This is a genomic window from Sphingomonas sp. HF-S4 (assembly GCF_032911445.1).
GTDB classification, from domain to species: Bacteria; Pseudomonadota; Alphaproteobacteria; order Sphingomonadales; family Sphingomonadaceae; genus Sphingomonas; species Sphingomonas agrestis.
On sequence record NZ_JAWJEJ010000001.1, the window covers coordinates 1,810,976 to 1,825,953 of the forward strand.

A 14,978-nucleotide genomic window follows, 5' to 3' on the forward strand; every position below is an offset into this window, starting at 1 on the left:
TAGTCTAGGCTGCCACTCCCTCATGCGAGCGATCGATGGCGCGCGTGTATGCATTGCGGCCCGTAGTGCGAGTGAGATAGCCCTGTTCGGCGTCGCTGAGGACGAACCCGGCGTGGTTCGCGGCCAAGTTCAGCGCGTAGGTCACCGAAATGTCGGCGGCCGTAAATCTGTCACCGGCCATGTAGGGAGCCGCCGCAAGCTGCCGCCTCACGAGCAGCAGCCGTCGCTCGACGCACTCACGCGCCCAGCGGGCACCCCAATTGTCCCGTTCCACCTCGGGCGCGATGAACCCACTCACCAGCGGCACCATGATCAACGTCGCCAGGCCCGCTTCGCCCATGTGGAGGAACTGCTGATAGGTTGGGAAGGCCGCATCGTCGGGCGAGGGCTGCAGCAGCGTGGGTCCGTAGCGCCCCATCAGGTATTCCATGATCGCCACGGACTCGACCATGGTGACGTCGCCGTCTTGCAGCGCGGGCAGGAAGTCGCCAGGATTGACGGCGAGCCACGCCGGGTCCTTCTCCGCAGCTAGCATGTCTACGTGCCGCAAGCAGTAGGGGAGGCCCATCTCCTCCAACAACCAGACGGCCCGAATCGATCGCGAGGTCTGCCCGCCCCATATGGTGATCATCGTCTTGTTTCTCCGTCTTCAAATGATTTCTATGTCGCACCTTGTTCGTATCATGCTGCCTATGAAGACCGATAAGGGCGCGACGATTTCGATGCTGTGCTCGATATGGCGCAGACTTAGGAGAGGGAGAATAATGATCAAAGCGGACTGAGAACTAACACCCACCCCCCCATTCAGCACCGCGAATGCCGCCGGAAAGCCGATGGCGGCGGACTTTTGGAGTTTTCCCATCCGATGCGCTCGTTTACCGGCAAGCAATAGTCCAGCAATTCCTACCGATAGGTACGAATCTTCTTGCAACCCGGGCTGGCTGCTTTAATTGCTGCAGCGCAAGAAAGGGGAAGCCTGTGCGGCTCGTGCTCGGAATTTTCGGATTGTCGTTGCTTGCCGGATGCGGCGGAGAACAGGCCCCGCCTGCCCCGCCCCCGCCGCAGGTGACCGTCGCCACGCCCGTCCAGCGCGAGGTGGAGGACTGGGACGATTATACCGGCCGCTTCGTCGCGCCGCAGGACGTCGAGATCCGTCCGCGCGTCAACGGTGTCATCACCGCGATCCACTTCCGCGACGGGCAGGACGTGCGTCAGGGCGCGCCCTTGTTCACGGTCGATCCGCGCCCCTATCGCGCGGCGCTTGCCCAGGCCCAGGCACAGGCGACGCGCGCCCAGGCCGCGCTGTCGAACGCACGCCAGGTCACCGCACGCAGCCGCAAGCTCGCCACCGCCCAGGCGGTGAGCACGGAGGAGCTGGAGGCCAATATCGCGGCCGAGCGCACCGCTGCGGCCGACCTCGCCGCCGCGCGGGCCGCGATCGACAATGCCCAGCTCAATTTGAGCTTCACCACGGTCCGCGCGCCGTTCAGCGGCCGCATGTCGGATCGCAAGGTAAGCATCGGCGATTCGGTCGCCGACGGGCAGACGATCCTCACCCGCATCGTCTCGCTCGATCCGATCTGGTTCGAGTTCGAAGGCGCCGAGAGCTTCTACATCAAGAACCTCCGCCAGGATCAGCGCGGCGAGCGCGGCTCCTCGCGCACCACTGCCAATCCGGTCCAGATCCAGCTCGCCGACGAGGCCGAGTATCGCTGGAACGGCCGGATGGAATTCCTCGACAGCGCGGTCGATCCCAGCTCGGGTACGATCCGCGCGCGCGCCGTCGTCCAGAATCCGACGCGCTTCCTCACCCCCGGCATGTTCGGCCGCGCGCGTCTGCTCGGCTCGGGCACGTACAAGGCGATGCTGATCCCCGACGAAGCCGTCGTCACCGATCAGACCCGCCGCCTCGTCTATGTCGTCGGCAACGACAACAAGGCGCAGCCGCGCCCGGTAGAGGTCGGTGCCAAGGTCGAGGGGCTGCGCATCGTCCGCGACGGCCTCGCGCCCACCGACCGCGTCGTCATCACCGGGGTCGGCCGCCTCCAGCCCGGCGCACCGGTCACCCCGGTCAAGGGCGTGATCAAGGCCGATCGGGCCAAGCAGGCCGCGCCGACCGCGCCGACGCAGGAGCCGGCCTCGAGCCAGGCGACTGTCCGCTAAGGACCGCTCGACATGAAATTCCCCCATTTCTTCATCGAGCGGCCGATCTTCGCGGCGGTGCTGTCGATCCTGATCGTGATCGTCGGCGCGATCGCCTATCCCGCGCTGCCGATCGCGCAATATCCCAGCATCGCGCCGCCCACCGTCGTGGTCACCGCGACCTATCCGGGCGCCAGCGCCGAAACGCTCGCCGAGACCGTCGCCGCACCGATCGAACAGGCGATCAACGGCGTCGAGAACATGATCTACATGACCTCGTCGTCGACCGGTAACGGCCAGACGCAGATCACGATCGCGTTCAAGCAGGGCACCGATGTCGATCAGGCACAGGTGCTGGTGCAGAACAAGGTCTCGCAGGCCGAACCGCGACTGCCCGAGGACGTTCGCCGCCTCGGCATCACGGTGAACAAGAACTCGCCCGACTTCTTGATGGTCGTGTTCTTCACTTCGCCCGACAACAGCCTGCAAATCCCGTATATCTCCAACTACGTTACCTTGCAGGTGCTCGATCGCATCGCCCGCGTCCCCGGCGTCGGCCAGGCGCAGGCGTTCGGTGGCCGCGACTACAATATGCGCGTGTGGATCGATCCGGGCCTTGCCGCTGCGCGCGACATGACCGTCGACGAAGTCGTCAACGCAATCCGCGGCCAGAACCTCCAGGTCGCCGCTGGCGCGGTCGGCCAGCCGCCCTACGGCAAGGCCAGCCCCGCCTTCGAACTCGGCGTCCAGGCCAAGGGCCGCCTGAGCACGCCCGAGGAATTCGGCAAGGTCGTCGTCAAGCGCGATACCGAGGGCCGCCTGACCTATCTGCGCGACGTCGCGCGGATCGAGCTCGGCGCGCAGGATTACAGCTTCAACGGCTATCTCGGCGGCAAGAGCGCCGTCGGCATGGGCATCTTCCAGATGCCGGGCTCGAACGCGCTCGCCACTGCCGACGCGGTCAAGAAGGAGCTAGACACGCTGTCGAAGAGCTTCCCGCCGGGGATGAAATATTCGATCGACTACAACCCGACCGAATATATCTCCGAATCGATCACCGCGGTCGAGCACACGCTGATCGAGGCACTGATCCTCGTCGTCCTCGTCGTGCTGATCTTCCTGCAGAGCTGGCGAACCGCGCTGATCCCGATCATCGCGATCCCCGTCTCGCTGGTCGGTGCGTTCGCGGTGCTGCTCGCCTTCGGCTACTCGCTCAATACCCTCTCGCTGTTCGGGCTCGTCCTCGCGATCGGCATCGTCGTCGACGACGCGATCGTCGTCGTCGAGAATGTCGAACGCCTGATGGAAGAGGAAGACATCGGCCCGCGCGAAGCCGCGCACAAGACGATGGACGAGGTGTCGGGCGCGATCATCGCGATCTCGCTCGTCCTCGTCGGCGTGTTCGTGCCGACGATGTTCATCCCCGGCATCTCGGGCGCCTTCTACCAGCAGTTCGCGATCACCATCGCATCGGCGACGATCATCTCGGCGTTCGTTTCGCTGACCCTATCGCCCGCACTCTGCGCGCTGGTGCTCAAGAAGCCCGAGCATGGCCGCGAGCCGCGTCCCGGCTGGCGCGGGCTGCCGACGCGTGCCGGAAAGAAGTTCAATGCCGGCTTCACCTGGCTGTCGCACAAATATAGCCGCCTCACCGCGCGCTTGGTACGGATGCTCGTCATCGTCGGCGTGATCTATCTCGTGCTGATCGTCGTCGTCGGCTGGCGCTTCTCCGCCACGCCGAGCGGGTTCATCCCCCCACAGGATCAGGGCTATCTGATCGGCGTGGTCTCGCTGCCTCCCGGCTCGTCGCTCCAGCGCACCGACGCCGTGGTCCGCGAGGCGATCAAGGAATCGCTCAAGCTCCCCGGCATCCAGACTTCGATCGGCTTCGCCGGTCTCGACGGCGCCAGCTTCTCCACCGCGCCCAATGCTGGCGTGATCTTCTTTGCGCTGAAGCCGCACGCGGATCGCGACCAGAGCGCCGACGATATCCAGCAGGCGCTCTATCCGGCGCTCGGCGGGATCACGGGTGGCGACATCATGATCATCGCCCCGCCCCCTGTTCCCGGGATCGGCACCGGCGGCGGCTTCAAGATGATGATCCAGGACCGCAGCGGCATGGGTTATCAGGCGCTGGCGCAGGCGTCGTTCGGCATGATGATGGGCGCCAACCAGGCCGAGGGCGTCGCCGGCGCCTTCTCGCTGTTCAACGTCGGCACGCCGCGCCTCTCAGCCGAAGTCGATCGCGATCGCGCCGAGCGGATGGGCGTGCCCGTGCAGAACATCTATTCGACGCTCGGTTCGTATCTCGGCTCGGCTTACGTCAACGACTTCAACTACCTCGGCCGCACCTTCCGCGTTACCGCGCAGGCCGATGCCGCCTATCGCGACGATGCCTCGGACATCCAGGAACTCAAGACGCGCTCGGCGGCAGGCAAGATGGTGCCGATGAGCGCAGTGATGGCGCTCAAGAACGACGCCGGCCCCTATCGCGTGGTGCGCTACAACCTCTATCCGGCGGCCGAGCTGATGGGCGACACCAAGCCCGGCTTCTCGACCGGCCAGTCGCTCGATTCGATGGAAGCGCTCGCCAACCAGACCCTTCCCAAGGGCATGGGCTTCGAATGGACCGAGCTCGCCTTCGAACAGCGCCAGGCCGGCAATACCGGCATGATCGCCTTCGGCCTCGCCGTGGTGTTCGTCTTCCTGCTGCTCGCTGCGCTCTATGAGAGCCTGGTGCTGCCGCTGGCAGTGATCCTGATCGTGCCGATGTGCCTGCTCGCCGCGATCCTCGGCGTCAACGTGATGGGGCTGGACAACAACATCCTCACGCAGATCGGCCTCGTCGTGCTGATCGGCCTCGCCGCCAAGAACGCGATCCTGATCGTCGAGTTCGCACGCCAGGGCGAAGAGGAGCAGGGGCTCGAGCCGCGCGCCGCCGCCGAACAGGCCGCCCACCAGCGCATGCGCCCGATCATCATGACTTCGATCGCGTTCATCCTCGGCGTGCTGCCGCTGGTGATCGCCAGCGGCGCCGCGGCCGAGCTTCGCCAGGCGCTGGGCGTCGCGGTGTTCTTCGGGATGATCGGCGTGACCTTCTTCGGCCTGCTCTTCACCCCGGCCTTCTATGTGATGGTCCGCAAGCTCGCGGGCTGGTCGGAGAAGCAGCGCGACCGCTTCCGCCGCAAGCCGCACGATGCCCCCACGCCGGAGGCCGCAGCATGAAGCGCCTGACGCTCCTCGCCGCCGGGCTGCTCGCAGGCTGCGCCGTCGGCCCGAACTACGAACGGCCCGAGACGCCGAAAACCGCAGCCGGCACCTTCGTCGATCCGGGCGTGACCAAGGTGTCGCTCGGCGCGGTCGAGGGCGAATGGTGGCGGCTGTTCCGCGATCCGGTGCTCGACCGCCTCGTGCTCGATGCGCTGGCGCACAACACCGACATTCGCGTCGCCGCGGCCAACCTGCGCCGCGCCCGCGCCCAGCTGTCGGAAGCGCGCAACCAGCGATTGCCGACCACCGATCTGAGCGCGAGCTACACGCGCCAGCGCCAGGGCGGCAACGCGGTCAACTTCCCCGGCGTGCAGAGCAGCGAGTTCGATTTCTTCCAGGTCGGGCTCGATGCGGGCTACCAGGTCGACATCTTCGGCCAGGTCACGCGCGCGATCGAGGCGGCGCGCGGCGACGTCGCCGCCGCGCAGGCCGGGCTCGACGCCGCCCGCATCGCGATCGCCGCCGAGACCGCGCGCACCTACGCCCAGGCGTGCAGCTTCGCCGCGCAGGCCGCGGTGGCGCGCGAGACCGCCGGACTCCAGGATCAGACGCTCGGCCTCACCCGCCGCCTGCTAGAGGCCGGCCGCGGCACCCAGCGCGACGTCGACCAGACCCTCGTCCTTGCCGAAAGCGCCCGCGCCCAGGTTCCGCAGTTCGAAGCCGAGCGCCGCGCCGCGCTCTACGCGCTTGCCACGCTTACCGGCCGCCCGCCTGCCGAGACCGACGCTGCGGCCGCGAGCTGCACCGCCGCGCCGCAGGTCAGCGGGCTGATCCCGGTCGGCGACGGCACCGCGCTGCTCGCCCGCCGACCCGACGTCCGCCAGGCCGAGCGTCAGCTCGCTGCCGACACCGCGCGCGTCGGCGTCGCCACGGCCGCGCTCTACCCGTCGATCCGGCTGCTCGGTTCGGTGACGCTCGGCGCGCAGGACATCGGCGATCTCGCAAAGTCGGACTCGTTTGGTTTCTCGCTCGGGCCGCTGATCAGCTGGAGCTTCCCCAATATGGGCCAGGCGCGCAGCCGCCTGCGTCAGGCCGAGGCGACCGCCGAGGGTTCGCTCGCCAGCTTCGACGGTGCGGTGTTGGCCGCGCTACGTGAAGTCGAGCAGGCGCTCGCGCGCTATTCGGGCGAGATCGAGCGCAACGTCGCGCTCCGCCGCGCCGAGACCGCCGCGAGCAACGCCGCGCGCATCGCCGGCCTGCGCTTCTCGGCCGGCCGTGACACCCTGCTCCAGCGCATCGACGCCGAACGCGACCGCGCCAGCGCCCGCGCCCAGCTCGCCCAGTCCAACGCCGCGCTGGCCGAGGCCCAGGTCGCGCTGTTCAATGCGCTCGGCGGCGGCTGGGAGACGGCGCCGGCACCGGTACGGCGCGAGCCGACCGCCAATTGATCAGGCGTTGGCGAGCCCGCGATCGGGGTTCTCGCTGAAACTGCGGGCTTCCGCCTCGGCGTCGCGCGTCGCGACCACGCGCAGCTTGCGGCGCTCGCGGTGCTCGGCGGCCACGGCTTCCTTGCCCCAGGCAGTCGCCGCGGCTTCGGCCTGAATGCGGACGCTATTGAGCGTCGAGGCCGCTGCGCGGGCGCGCTGGAGCGCTTCCTGCGCGCGGCACAGGATCGATGATGGGGGAATGGGAATTTCCTCTCGGATAGGCTGAGCGATCAGCCGGGAACAGAAAGTTCGCGCACGATCGCCGTGCCGGCGCCTGCGCGCAGCGCGTCCACCGCAGCCCGGCATTCGCGCTCGCTGGCAAATCCGTCGCCCGATGCGACGACGAGCCCCGTCTCCGAACGGAAGCGCCAGCGCCAGTCCTCGCCCGAGAACAGGATCGAGGTGAGCTTGATGCGATTGGCGCGGTATATCTCGAACATGGCCTGGCCGGCAGGGCGAAGATCCTGCTCGATTCTGTCCGCCGGCCCGTCCTGCCCGAAAGGGTGCGGGTCCGCGGACAGTGTCATGGCCGCAGCCTGGTCCGGGTGACCGCGCCGGTGAGGACGCGCTTGCCGAACGCCTTGGCGACGGCATTGGCGCCGTCGATGTTCATCAGCACGACGCGAGTGCCACGCGGGTGCAGCGATTCGATCGCGCTGATCGCGGCCTGGTGCTTCGCCGCCATCGCGACGACGTCGGCCTGCTCGGCATCGATGTTGATTGCTCGCGACACATGAGTCTCCCGTCAGAGCGGGAGCGCACGCATCTCTCAGCCGCGCCATGCTCGAATATCGGTCGGCGCAGTGATCTCGATATGGGGTGCCGGACTGCGCTTTACCAGTGCGGCACACCTTTCAAGGTCGCCGCACCGTGATCGCCGTCCCGTCATAGACGAAATTCTGCGGCGACTCGGCAAAGTCCGGGACCACCGCCCGCCCCGGCGTGTAGAAGCGCACCGAGACCGCGCGCTTCTTCTCCATGCCGTCGAACCCGCTTTGGCGCGCGCCGATCGTCAGCGTGGCCGCACCTTCGTCCCATTTGACCGGCACGCGGGCGAACTTGCCCTGCTTGTACGCCGGGCTGACGCCGTCATCCTCATAGAGCGAGAAGGCGCCGTCCGCCCCGGTGAAGACATGAAGCACGATCGGCCCATCGGGCTGTTCGCCGACATGGCTGATCGCCGCGCCCGTCGGCACGATCGATCCCGCCCGCACGAATAGCGGCATCGTCTCGCGGGGCGCCGCCGCCTTGACCGTCTGCCCGCCCTTGTAGAGCACGCCACTGGCGAAGTCGTACCACCCCGCCCCCTCGGGCAGATACACGTCGCGCGTCCGTGCCCCGAATTCGGTCACCGGCGCTACCAGGAATGCGGGCCCGAACATGTACTGGTCGTCGATGTTCCAGGTCCGCTTGTCGCGCGGGAAATCCATCACCAGCCCGCGCATCATCGTGCCGTCCTTGTGCCAGGTGTCGGCGGCGATCGTGTAGATGTAGGGCATCAGCCGGTAGCGCAACCGGTCATAGGCGATCATCGACTCGTACATCGCCTGATCGCCGGCGGCGATCTCGAAGATCTCGCGCTTGGGGCTCTCGCCATGGCTGCGAAACAGCGGCGAGAAGGCACCGAACTGGAACCAGCGCAGGTTCAATTCGCGCCACTCGGCGACATGCGCCGGCTCCTGATTGGTATAGCGATCCTCGAGGGCGAAGCCGCCGATGTCGTGCGTCCAGTTGGGCACGCCGGACATCGACAGGTTGATGCCCGCCGAGATCTGATCGCGGAGATCGTCCCAGCGCGCGGTGATATCGCCCGACCACAAAGCCGAACTGGTCCGCTGGATCCCGCCATAGCCCGAGCGGGTCAGGATGAACGGCCTTTTGTCGGGGAATGCTGCACGCAGCCCGTTGGCGACGCCTTCGGCATGGACCAGCGGGAAGCTGTTGAAGAAGGCGGCGGCCGGCCCCTGCGCGGTCGGCCCCATTCGATCGATGCGCTGCTCGATCGACAGGTTCGAATGGATGTCGGGCTCGGTCGCGTCCATCCACCACGCGTCGAAGCCCTTGTCGGCCAACCCTTCCTTCATCTGGCGGAAATAGATCGCGCGCGCCTCGGCCGCATAGGGATCGTAGTCGGTATTCTCGTATCCCGGGCCGACCCAGTCCTTCTCCTTGGCCTTGAGGTTGCCGAGATAGAGATGGCCCTTCGCCATCAGTTCCTGCGCATTCTTCGTCCCCGGATAGAATTTGGGCCAGACCGAGATCATCACGCGCGTGTTGAGCGCATGCGCCTCGTTGACCATTCCCACCGGATCGGGGAAGCGCTTGGCGTCGAAGCAATGGCAGCCCCATTGGTCCTCGGGCCAGTAGAACCAATCCTGGACGATATTGTCGATCGGGATGTCGCGTTTGCGATACTCGCGCACGACGCCGAGCAGTTGCTCCTGCGTCTCGTAGCGCTGGCGGCTCTGCCAGAAGCCGTACGCCCAGTTGGGCATCATCTCGGCCTTGCCGGTCAGCCCGCGATAGCCGGCGATCACTTCGTCCATGCTGCGCCCGCCGACATAATAATAGTCGATCGCGCGGCCGACGTCCGACGAGAACCACAGCGAGTTGCGGTCGAGCTTGGCGAGCGGATCGGAATGAAACAGCGCCAGATAGCCCGCATTGGGTTCCCATTCGATACGCAGGTCGACCGGCTTGCCCGCTGTCATCGCCAGCTCGAAATTGTGAAACCACGGGTTCCAGTTCTGCCGCCAGCGCGACAGCACTTCCTTGCCGTCGGCGAACACCTTCACATAGCTCGACGAATAAAGCCGGAATTTATGCGTGCCGGTCTTGTCCGGTGTCACGCTGCCCGACCAGACGACGCTCTGCTTGCCGACGACCACGCCGGCGGTATTCTGCCCGCTCTGCGGGGAGGCCACCGTCTGCGCCTTGGCGGCTTCGGGCCAGTTCGCCTGGTCCTTGATGAACTGATAGTCGATGAACGGCTCCTGCCGCGTCACCGCCAGCTTCTCGCCCAGGAAATACTCGGCCTTCCACCCAGGCTTGCCCCCGCTCGAAACCTTCAGCCCCTGCCCCACATGCGCATAGGGCACCGGGTTGCCGAACCGCGTGATCGAGTTGTTGTCCCAGAGCACCCCATAATTGCGCGTCGACACCAGGAACGGGATGCCGATGTCCATATTGTGCTGGGCGAGTTCGACGTCCTCGCCATTGTAGTTCATCTGCCGGTTCTGGTGCTGGCCCAGGCCGTAGAACCCTTCGTCGGTCCCTCGGTTGAACTGTTGCTCGGTGGCGAGGAACGGCTTGCCGTCGGCGCTGGTTGCGGTGAAGCGCCGCCGCGCCTCGTCGAGCACCAGCTTGCCGCTCGCATCGCGAAACTGCACCCGCCCGTCCGAGAGCCGGATTTCCGCGCTCGCTTTGGGCAGCTTGAGCGTCACCAGCCCGCGCGCCTCGCTGACCACCGGATCGCCCACAGCGTCCGCCGTCACCATCAAGCTTTTAGGCAAAGTGAGGTCGCTCGTCGGCACCGCAGTTACGCGAAAGCCCGCATCGCCATAGGCCAGCACGCGCACGCGCTTGGCGGCGCCTTGGTCGGGGGTCACCACAACGCCGTGCGGCACGCGCTCGACCTCAGACGCCAGCGCCGTGCCCGACAGCAGCACCGCAAACGCCACGCCCCCCAACATCCTCTTCAAGCCAAGTCTCCTGCTTTTTATCTATGCTATGCATTTTCAATTCAGCCGTCTACGGTGAAAGCCCATCCCTACGCGGTGATCCGCAGGCGCTCGGCATTGAAGCATTAACCTTGTCCGGCTATCCAAATCCGCGAGATCACGCGGGGGCGGTGTTTGGAGACGATGACCGAATTCTTCATTTCACTTTATGCGATGCTGGCGATGTTCGTCCTGTTCGCGATGCAGCGCAACCAGCGCGAGCAGCGGCCCAATCCGCAGATGGTGACGCTGGTAGGCTGGGGCTTGTTTTCTCTTTCCTCGACGCTGGCAATCCTGCTCGGCGCCGTCGGCCTCGCGCTGATGCTGGGGCTGCACATGCCCCTTCCCGCGACGTTCAACGCCCCGCTGTTCTGAGGCCGTGCCGCTCTACGAACTGGGCGGCCAGCAGCCACAGATCGCGCCGGACGCCTGGGTCGCCCCGAGCGCCGACCTGATCGGCGACGTCCATCTCGCCGAACTGGCTAGCGTGTGGTTCGGCGCGGTGATCCGTGCCGACAATACTCCGATCCGGGTCGGCGCGCGCACCAATGTCCAGGACGGCGCGATGCTCCATTCGGATCCCGGCGCGCCGTGCATGCTCGGCGACGACGTCACTGTGGGCCACCACGCGATCCTCCACGGCTGCACGATCGGCGACCGCACGCTGATCGGCATGGGCGCGACGATCCTCAACCGCGCGGTAATCGGCGAGGATTGCCTAGTAGGCGCCGGCGCGCTGGTCACCGAGGGCAAGACCTTCCCGCCCGGCCACCTGATCGTCGGTTCGCCCGCCAAGGCGATCCGCCCGCTCGACAACATGCAGAAGGCGATGCTCAAGGCGTCCGCGACGCTCTATGCCACCAAGCAGCGTGACTATGCGCGGGAACTCCGCCGAGTCGATTGAGCAGCCGGCAGAGGCAAGTGGCCCTGCCGTAGCGTCGCCGGCGGCGGGATAGACAGCTGACCCGGTTGCGCTACAAAACTGGTCCATGGCCCTTCCTCCGCTGTTCGATCGCCTTCGGCTTCCCGTCATTGGCTCGCCGCTGTTCATCATCTCGGTGCCCGATCTGGTGATCGCACAGTGCAAGGCGGGGATCGTCGGCTCGTTCCCCGCGCTCAACGCGCGCCCGCAGAGCCTGCTCGACGAGTGGCTCCACCGCATCACCGAGGAACTCGCCGCCTGGGACCGCGCCAATCCCAACGCGCCCTCGGCGCCCTTCGCGGTCAATCAGATCGTCCACCGCTCGAACGACCGGCTCGAAGCGGATCTCCACACCTGCGCCAAGTGGAAGGTGCCGATCGTCATCACTTCCTTGGGTGCACGCCCCGAGCTCAACGACGCGGTGCACAGCTGGGGCGGGATCACCCTCCACGACGTCATCGATGATCGCTTCGCGCACAAGGCCATCGAAAAGGGCGCCGACGGGCTGATCCTCGTCGCCACCGGCGCGGGCGGCCATGCCGGCGTGCTAAACCCCTTCGCCTTCGTCCAGGAAGTCCGCGACTGGTTCGAAGGGCCGCTGATCCTGTCGGGCGCGATCGCCACCGGCCGCGCGGTGCTCGCCGCGCAGGTGCTCGGTGCCGACCTGGCCTATATCGGCTCGCCCTTCATCGCGACCGACGAGGCGAATGCGGTCGACGCCTACAAGCAGGGCATTGTCGAGGGGCGCGCGTCGGATATCGTCTATTCGAACCTGTTCACCGGCGTCCACGGCAACTATCTCCGCAGTTCGATCGTCGCCGCCGGGCTCGACCCCGACAAGCTGCCAGAGAGCGATCCCAGCGCAATGAATTTCGGCGGCGCCAAGGCCTGGAAGGAAATCTGGGGGTCGGGTCAGGGTATCGGTGCCGTGACCGCCGTCGAGCCTGCCGTGGTCAAGATCGAGCGGCTCGCGCGCGAATACGCCGCAGCCAAGGCCCTGCTGAACTAGCGTTCGACCCGATGGCACGAGGAAGCGGATTGCCCCGCATCCTCGAGCGCCCGCCGCCGAATGCAGCTACTTCCCGCTCGGGGAAAGGTGAAAATGCCGCCGACGCCACCTCGCGATGACCCCGGCGGCGCCCGCTGACGAACTTTAGAACAAGATCGGCGAACGCGGCACGATCAGGTCGCGCACCCGGTCGCCGCCGCGCGCATCTGCGCTGACGCCGAACCCGGCGAGCAGCGCCCCGCCCAAGAACGCGCCGAGCAGCAGGCTCAGCCCGGCCAGCGTCTCACCCTCGTTCGAACCCGGCCCGAATATCTCGCCCGGCTTGGTCGCGTTCAGATCGGCCTGCGTTGCTACCTCGCCGGTATAGGCCGAGCGCCAGCCCGCCCCGCTGTCATTCTCGTGGAGCACGAAGCCATCGGCATTGGCGCGGTCGAGCGCGCGGCCGTTATTGCCCATTGTCACCTGGAGATCGCCGATCTCCTGCTGGCTGATCCCGGTCACCTCGATCGCCTGGTCGCCCTTGGTGATCGCCACCGAGCTGGCGAAATAGACGTTCGGATTGTCGTGGCCCTGCTCGGTGTTGATCGTGATCTTGGTGCCGTTGTCGAGCGTGAAGGTCGTCGTACCCCAGAAATCGTACGCCTGCTTGCCGTCGATCTCGACATGCGGATCGCCCCAGATCCGCGTGGTCTCGCCGGTATTAGCGTTGGTGATCGTGATCTCGCTGTTATGCTCGTTGAGCTTCAGGCTGTAGCCGTCGCCGAGATCAATCGCGGCCTTGCCGTCGCCGCCGGTCTGCACGCTCCAGCTCGCCTTGGTCTCGCCGCCGCAGCGCGCATCGACGTTCCAGTCACGCGGCAGGCAACCCGACGCGAACGGCCCGGCGCCGAGCGGGCTGAGCATCTTGCCCATGATCCCGGCCGCCAGCACGAAATTGGCCGAGGCCGATCCGGCGGCAAGCGCCTGGAAGGCGCCGAAGGAAGCGTTGGCGTTCGCACCGATGGCAGTCATGTCGCGGTTCCCTGTCCTTGAGTTCGACAGGACGGTACCGCCGCACGGCGAGCCGCGCGCTCCGCGTTCCGACTAGGCGGGGTAATCGCTTCGATTAGCTCGCCCAGGCGGCGATATCGTCTTCCTGCGCCACCATCGCCAGCCCGTGCGCGATCGACGTCAGTTCGCCGCCGCTGCCGATCCGGTTCTCGCCGAAGCGCCGCACGAAGATTTCGCGCACCGCCGGGATCAGCGACGATCCTCCGGTCAGGAACACCCGGTCGATCCCCGCCTCGCCGACGCCCGACGCCGCCAACGCACGGTCCACTGTCGCCTCGATCTTGGCGAGTTCGGGTGCGATCCAGCCTTCGAACTGCTCGCGCTGCACTTCGGTAGCGATCTTGATCCCGCCGCCCTCGAACCGGAACTCGGCCTGCGCAACGCCCGACAGCGCGCGCTTCAACTTGCCCACGGCGTCGTACAATCGATAACCAAGCTCGTTCTCGATGATCGCGATCATCCGCCCGATCGCTGCCGGGTCCTCGGCCGAGCGCTGGAGCTTGTGCAGCGCCTCGAGCGTCCGCCGGTTACGCATCAGCGCCAGCCGCGACCAGTCGCCGAAGTCGCTGAAATAGCCGCCCGGGATCTCGAGTATCTTGTCGAACGAGCGATATGCGCTGCCCTTGCCGAGCATCGGCATCACGAGCTGATCGAGGATGCGATAGTCGAAGCGGTCACCGGCGATGCCGATACCGGCATGCCCCAGCGCGGTGCAGCGCCGCGCCGCTCCCGGCGCATCGACGCGCACCACCGAGAAGTCGCTGGTGCCGCCGCCGAAATCCGCCACCAGCAGGGTCGCCGGGTCGCTCAGCCTTTTGGCGTAGCTGAACGCCGCGCCGATCGGCTCGTAGACATAGTGGATCTCGGCGCCGAACCCCGCGAACATTGCATCATAGCGTTCGCGCGCCAGCATGGAATCGGGCCGGCTCCCGGCATATTCGATCGGCCGCCCGACCACGATCCGCTCGGGCCGATGATCGAGCCTGCCACCCGAATGCTCGACCAGTTTCCGCAGGAAGGTCCTTCCCAGTTCCTCGAAGCGCAGGCGCTTGTCGAAGACCGAGGCATGCTCGAACGCGCTGCTCGCCGCGACCGACTTGAACGACTGGAGGAACCGGCTGCCCTCGGGATATTCGAGATATTCGGCGATAGCCCAGGGCCCGGCCTCGACCTGAACCCCACCATCCTCCCAGAAACACAGCGCCGAGCGGAACACCGCGCTGGTCGTCTCGGGACCGGCGAACTCGACCATCTCGGGCGCCTCCCCCGCCCCGGCCAGCGCGACCACGCTGTTGGTGGTCCCGAAATCGAGCCCAAGGGCAGTGGCGATCACGTCGGCGTCCAATCGATAGCAAGGCGGACGGCGCCTATGGCCGCCCGTGGCACCGCTGGGCAAGATACGAATGCGACCCGGCCCGCAATTCGGCAGGCCGGGTCTC

The 14,978-nt window shown here is 66.6% G+C and carries 12 protein-coding genes; 6 read left to right on the forward strand and 6 right to left on the reverse strand.

What is annotated here, in order from left to right:
- Positions 1-4 precede the first annotated feature (4 nt).
- Positions 5-631: a glutathione S-transferase family protein gene (locus RZN05_RS07845; protein ID WP_317226058.1), complete on the reverse strand. Its 627-nt coding sequence runs from the start codon at positions 629-631 to the stop codon at positions 5-7.
- Positions 632-1,065: 434 nt separating this feature from the next.
- On the opposite strand from RZN05_RS07845, the gene RZN05_RS07850 reads away from it, so the two are divergent.
- The 3 genes from RZN05_RS07850 to RZN05_RS07860 are packed head-to-tail and all read left to right on the forward strand — an operon-like array spanning position 1,066 to position 6,800.
- The gene (locus tag RZN05_RS07850) at positions 1,066-2,163 is read left to right on the forward strand and encodes an efflux RND transporter periplasmic adaptor subunit (RefSeq protein ID WP_317226059.1); all 1,098 of its coding nucleotides are present in this window, start codon (positions 1,066-1,068) and stop codon (positions 2,161-2,163) included.
- Positions 2,164-2,175: 12 nt separating this feature from the next.
- A complete protein-coding gene (locus RZN05_RS07855) occupies positions 2,176-5,367 on the forward strand; it encodes an efflux RND transporter permease subunit (RefSeq protein WP_317226060.1) in 3,192 nt (1,063 codons plus the stop codon).
- Positions 5,364-6,800 carry a TolC family protein gene (locus RZN05_RS07860; protein WP_317226061.1) on the forward strand — a complete coding sequence of 479 codons (1,437 nt, stop codon included), beginning with the start codon at positions 5,364-5,366 and terminating at the stop codon, positions 6,798-6,800. The genes RZN05_RS07855 and RZN05_RS07860 overlap by 4 nt, the downstream gene beginning before the upstream one ends.
- Positions 6,801-7,069: 269 nt before the next feature.
- Here the strand turns inward: RZN05_RS07860 and RZN05_RS07865 are convergent, their stop codons facing one another.
- The 3 genes from RZN05_RS07865 to RZN05_RS07875 all read right to left on the reverse strand — a co-directional run bounded on the left by RZN05_RS07865 (position 7,070) and on the right by RZN05_RS07875 (position 10,531).
- A complete protein-coding gene (locus RZN05_RS07865; protein ID WP_317226062.1) occupies positions 7,070-7,366 on the reverse strand; it encodes a YegP family protein in 297 nt (98 codons plus the stop codon).
- Positions 7,363-7,572 (reverse strand): hypothetical protein, encoded by a 210-nt coding sequence (locus RZN05_RS07870; protein WP_317226063.1) that lies wholly within the window; start codon positions 7,570-7,572, stop codon positions 7,363-7,365. The genes RZN05_RS07865 and RZN05_RS07870 overlap by 4 nt, the downstream gene beginning before the upstream one ends.
- A 121-nt stretch (positions 7,573-7,693) precedes the next feature.
- On the reverse strand, positions 7,694-10,531 hold the full coding sequence (locus RZN05_RS07875) for a TIM-barrel domain-containing protein (RefSeq protein WP_317227588.1): 2,838 nt from the start codon (positions 10,529-10,531) through the stop codon (positions 7,694-7,696).
- Between the two features lie 171 nt (positions 10,532-10,702).
- Between RZN05_RS07875 and RZN05_RS07880 the strand changes: the two genes are divergently transcribed.
- The 3 genes from RZN05_RS07880 (at position 10,703) to RZN05_RS07890 (ending at position 12,489) form a co-directional block, all read left to right on the forward strand.
- Positions 10,703-10,933 carry a hypothetical protein gene (locus RZN05_RS07880; protein ID WP_317226064.1) on the forward strand — a complete coding sequence of 77 codons (231 nt, stop codon included), beginning with the start codon at positions 10,703-10,705 and terminating at the stop codon, positions 10,931-10,933.
- Between the two features lie 4 nt (positions 10,934-10,937).
- Complete coding sequence (locus RZN05_RS07885; RefSeq protein ID WP_317226065.1) at positions 10,938-11,462, forward strand: gamma carbonic anhydrase family protein; 525 nt, start codon at positions 10,938-10,940, stop codon at positions 11,460-11,462.
- Positions 11,463-11,547: 85 nt separating this feature from the next.
- Entirely contained in the window at positions 11,548-12,489 is a 942-nt protein-coding gene (locus tag RZN05_RS07890) for an NAD(P)H-dependent flavin oxidoreductase (RefSeq protein WP_317226066.1), read from the forward strand.
- A gap of 144 nt (positions 12,490-12,633) precedes the next feature.
- Here RZN05_RS07890 and RZN05_RS07895 read toward each other — a convergent pair whose 3' ends face one another.
- Together RZN05_RS07895 and RZN05_RS07900 are read right to left on the reverse strand one after the other, a co-directional pair.
- Complete coding sequence (locus RZN05_RS07895) at positions 12,634-13,500, reverse strand: DUF1521 domain-containing protein (protein ID WP_317226067.1); 867 nt, start codon at positions 13,498-13,500, stop codon at positions 12,634-12,636.
- A gap of 94 nt (positions 13,501-13,594) precedes the next feature.
- Positions 13,595-14,872 carry an Hsp70 family protein gene (locus tag RZN05_RS07900; RefSeq protein ID WP_317226068.1) on the reverse strand — a complete coding sequence of 426 codons (1,278 nt, stop codon included), beginning with the start codon at positions 14,870-14,872 and terminating at the stop codon, positions 13,595-13,597.
- Positions 14,873-14,978 lie beyond the last annotated feature (106 nt).

Bases quoted from the DNA above. Each gene is read 5' to 3' on its own strand.
- RZN05_RS07845 (WP_317226058.1), bottom strand. From the start codon at position 631: ATGATCACCATATGGGGCGGGCAGACCTCGCGATCGATTCGGGCCGTC.
- RZN05_RS07855 (WP_317226060.1), top strand. From the start codon at position 2,176: ATGAAATTCCCCCATTTCTTCATCGAGCGGCCGATCTTCGCGGCGGTG.
- RZN05_RS07860 (WP_317226061.1), top strand. From the start codon at position 5,364: ATGAAGCGCCTGACGCTCCTCGCCGCCGGGCTGCTCGCAGGCTGCGCC.
- RZN05_RS07865 (WP_317226062.1), bottom strand. From the start codon at position 7,366: ATGACACTGTCCGCGGACCCGCACCCTTTCGGGCAGGACGGGCCGGCG.
- RZN05_RS07875 (WP_317227588.1), bottom strand. From the start codon at position 10,531: ATGTTGGGGGGCGTGGCGTTTGCGGTGCTGCTGTCGGGCACGGCGCTG.
- RZN05_RS07880 (WP_317226064.1), top strand. From the start codon at position 10,703: ATGACCGAATTCTTCATTTCACTTTATGCGATGCTGGCGATGTTCGTC.
- RZN05_RS07890 (WP_317226066.1), top strand. From the start codon at position 11,548: ATGGCCCTTCCTCCGCTGTTCGATCGCCTTCGGCTTCCCGTCATTGGC.
- RZN05_RS07895 (WP_317226067.1), bottom strand. From the start codon at position 13,500: ATGACTGCCATCGGTGCGAACGCCAACGCTTCCTTCGGCGCCTTCCAG.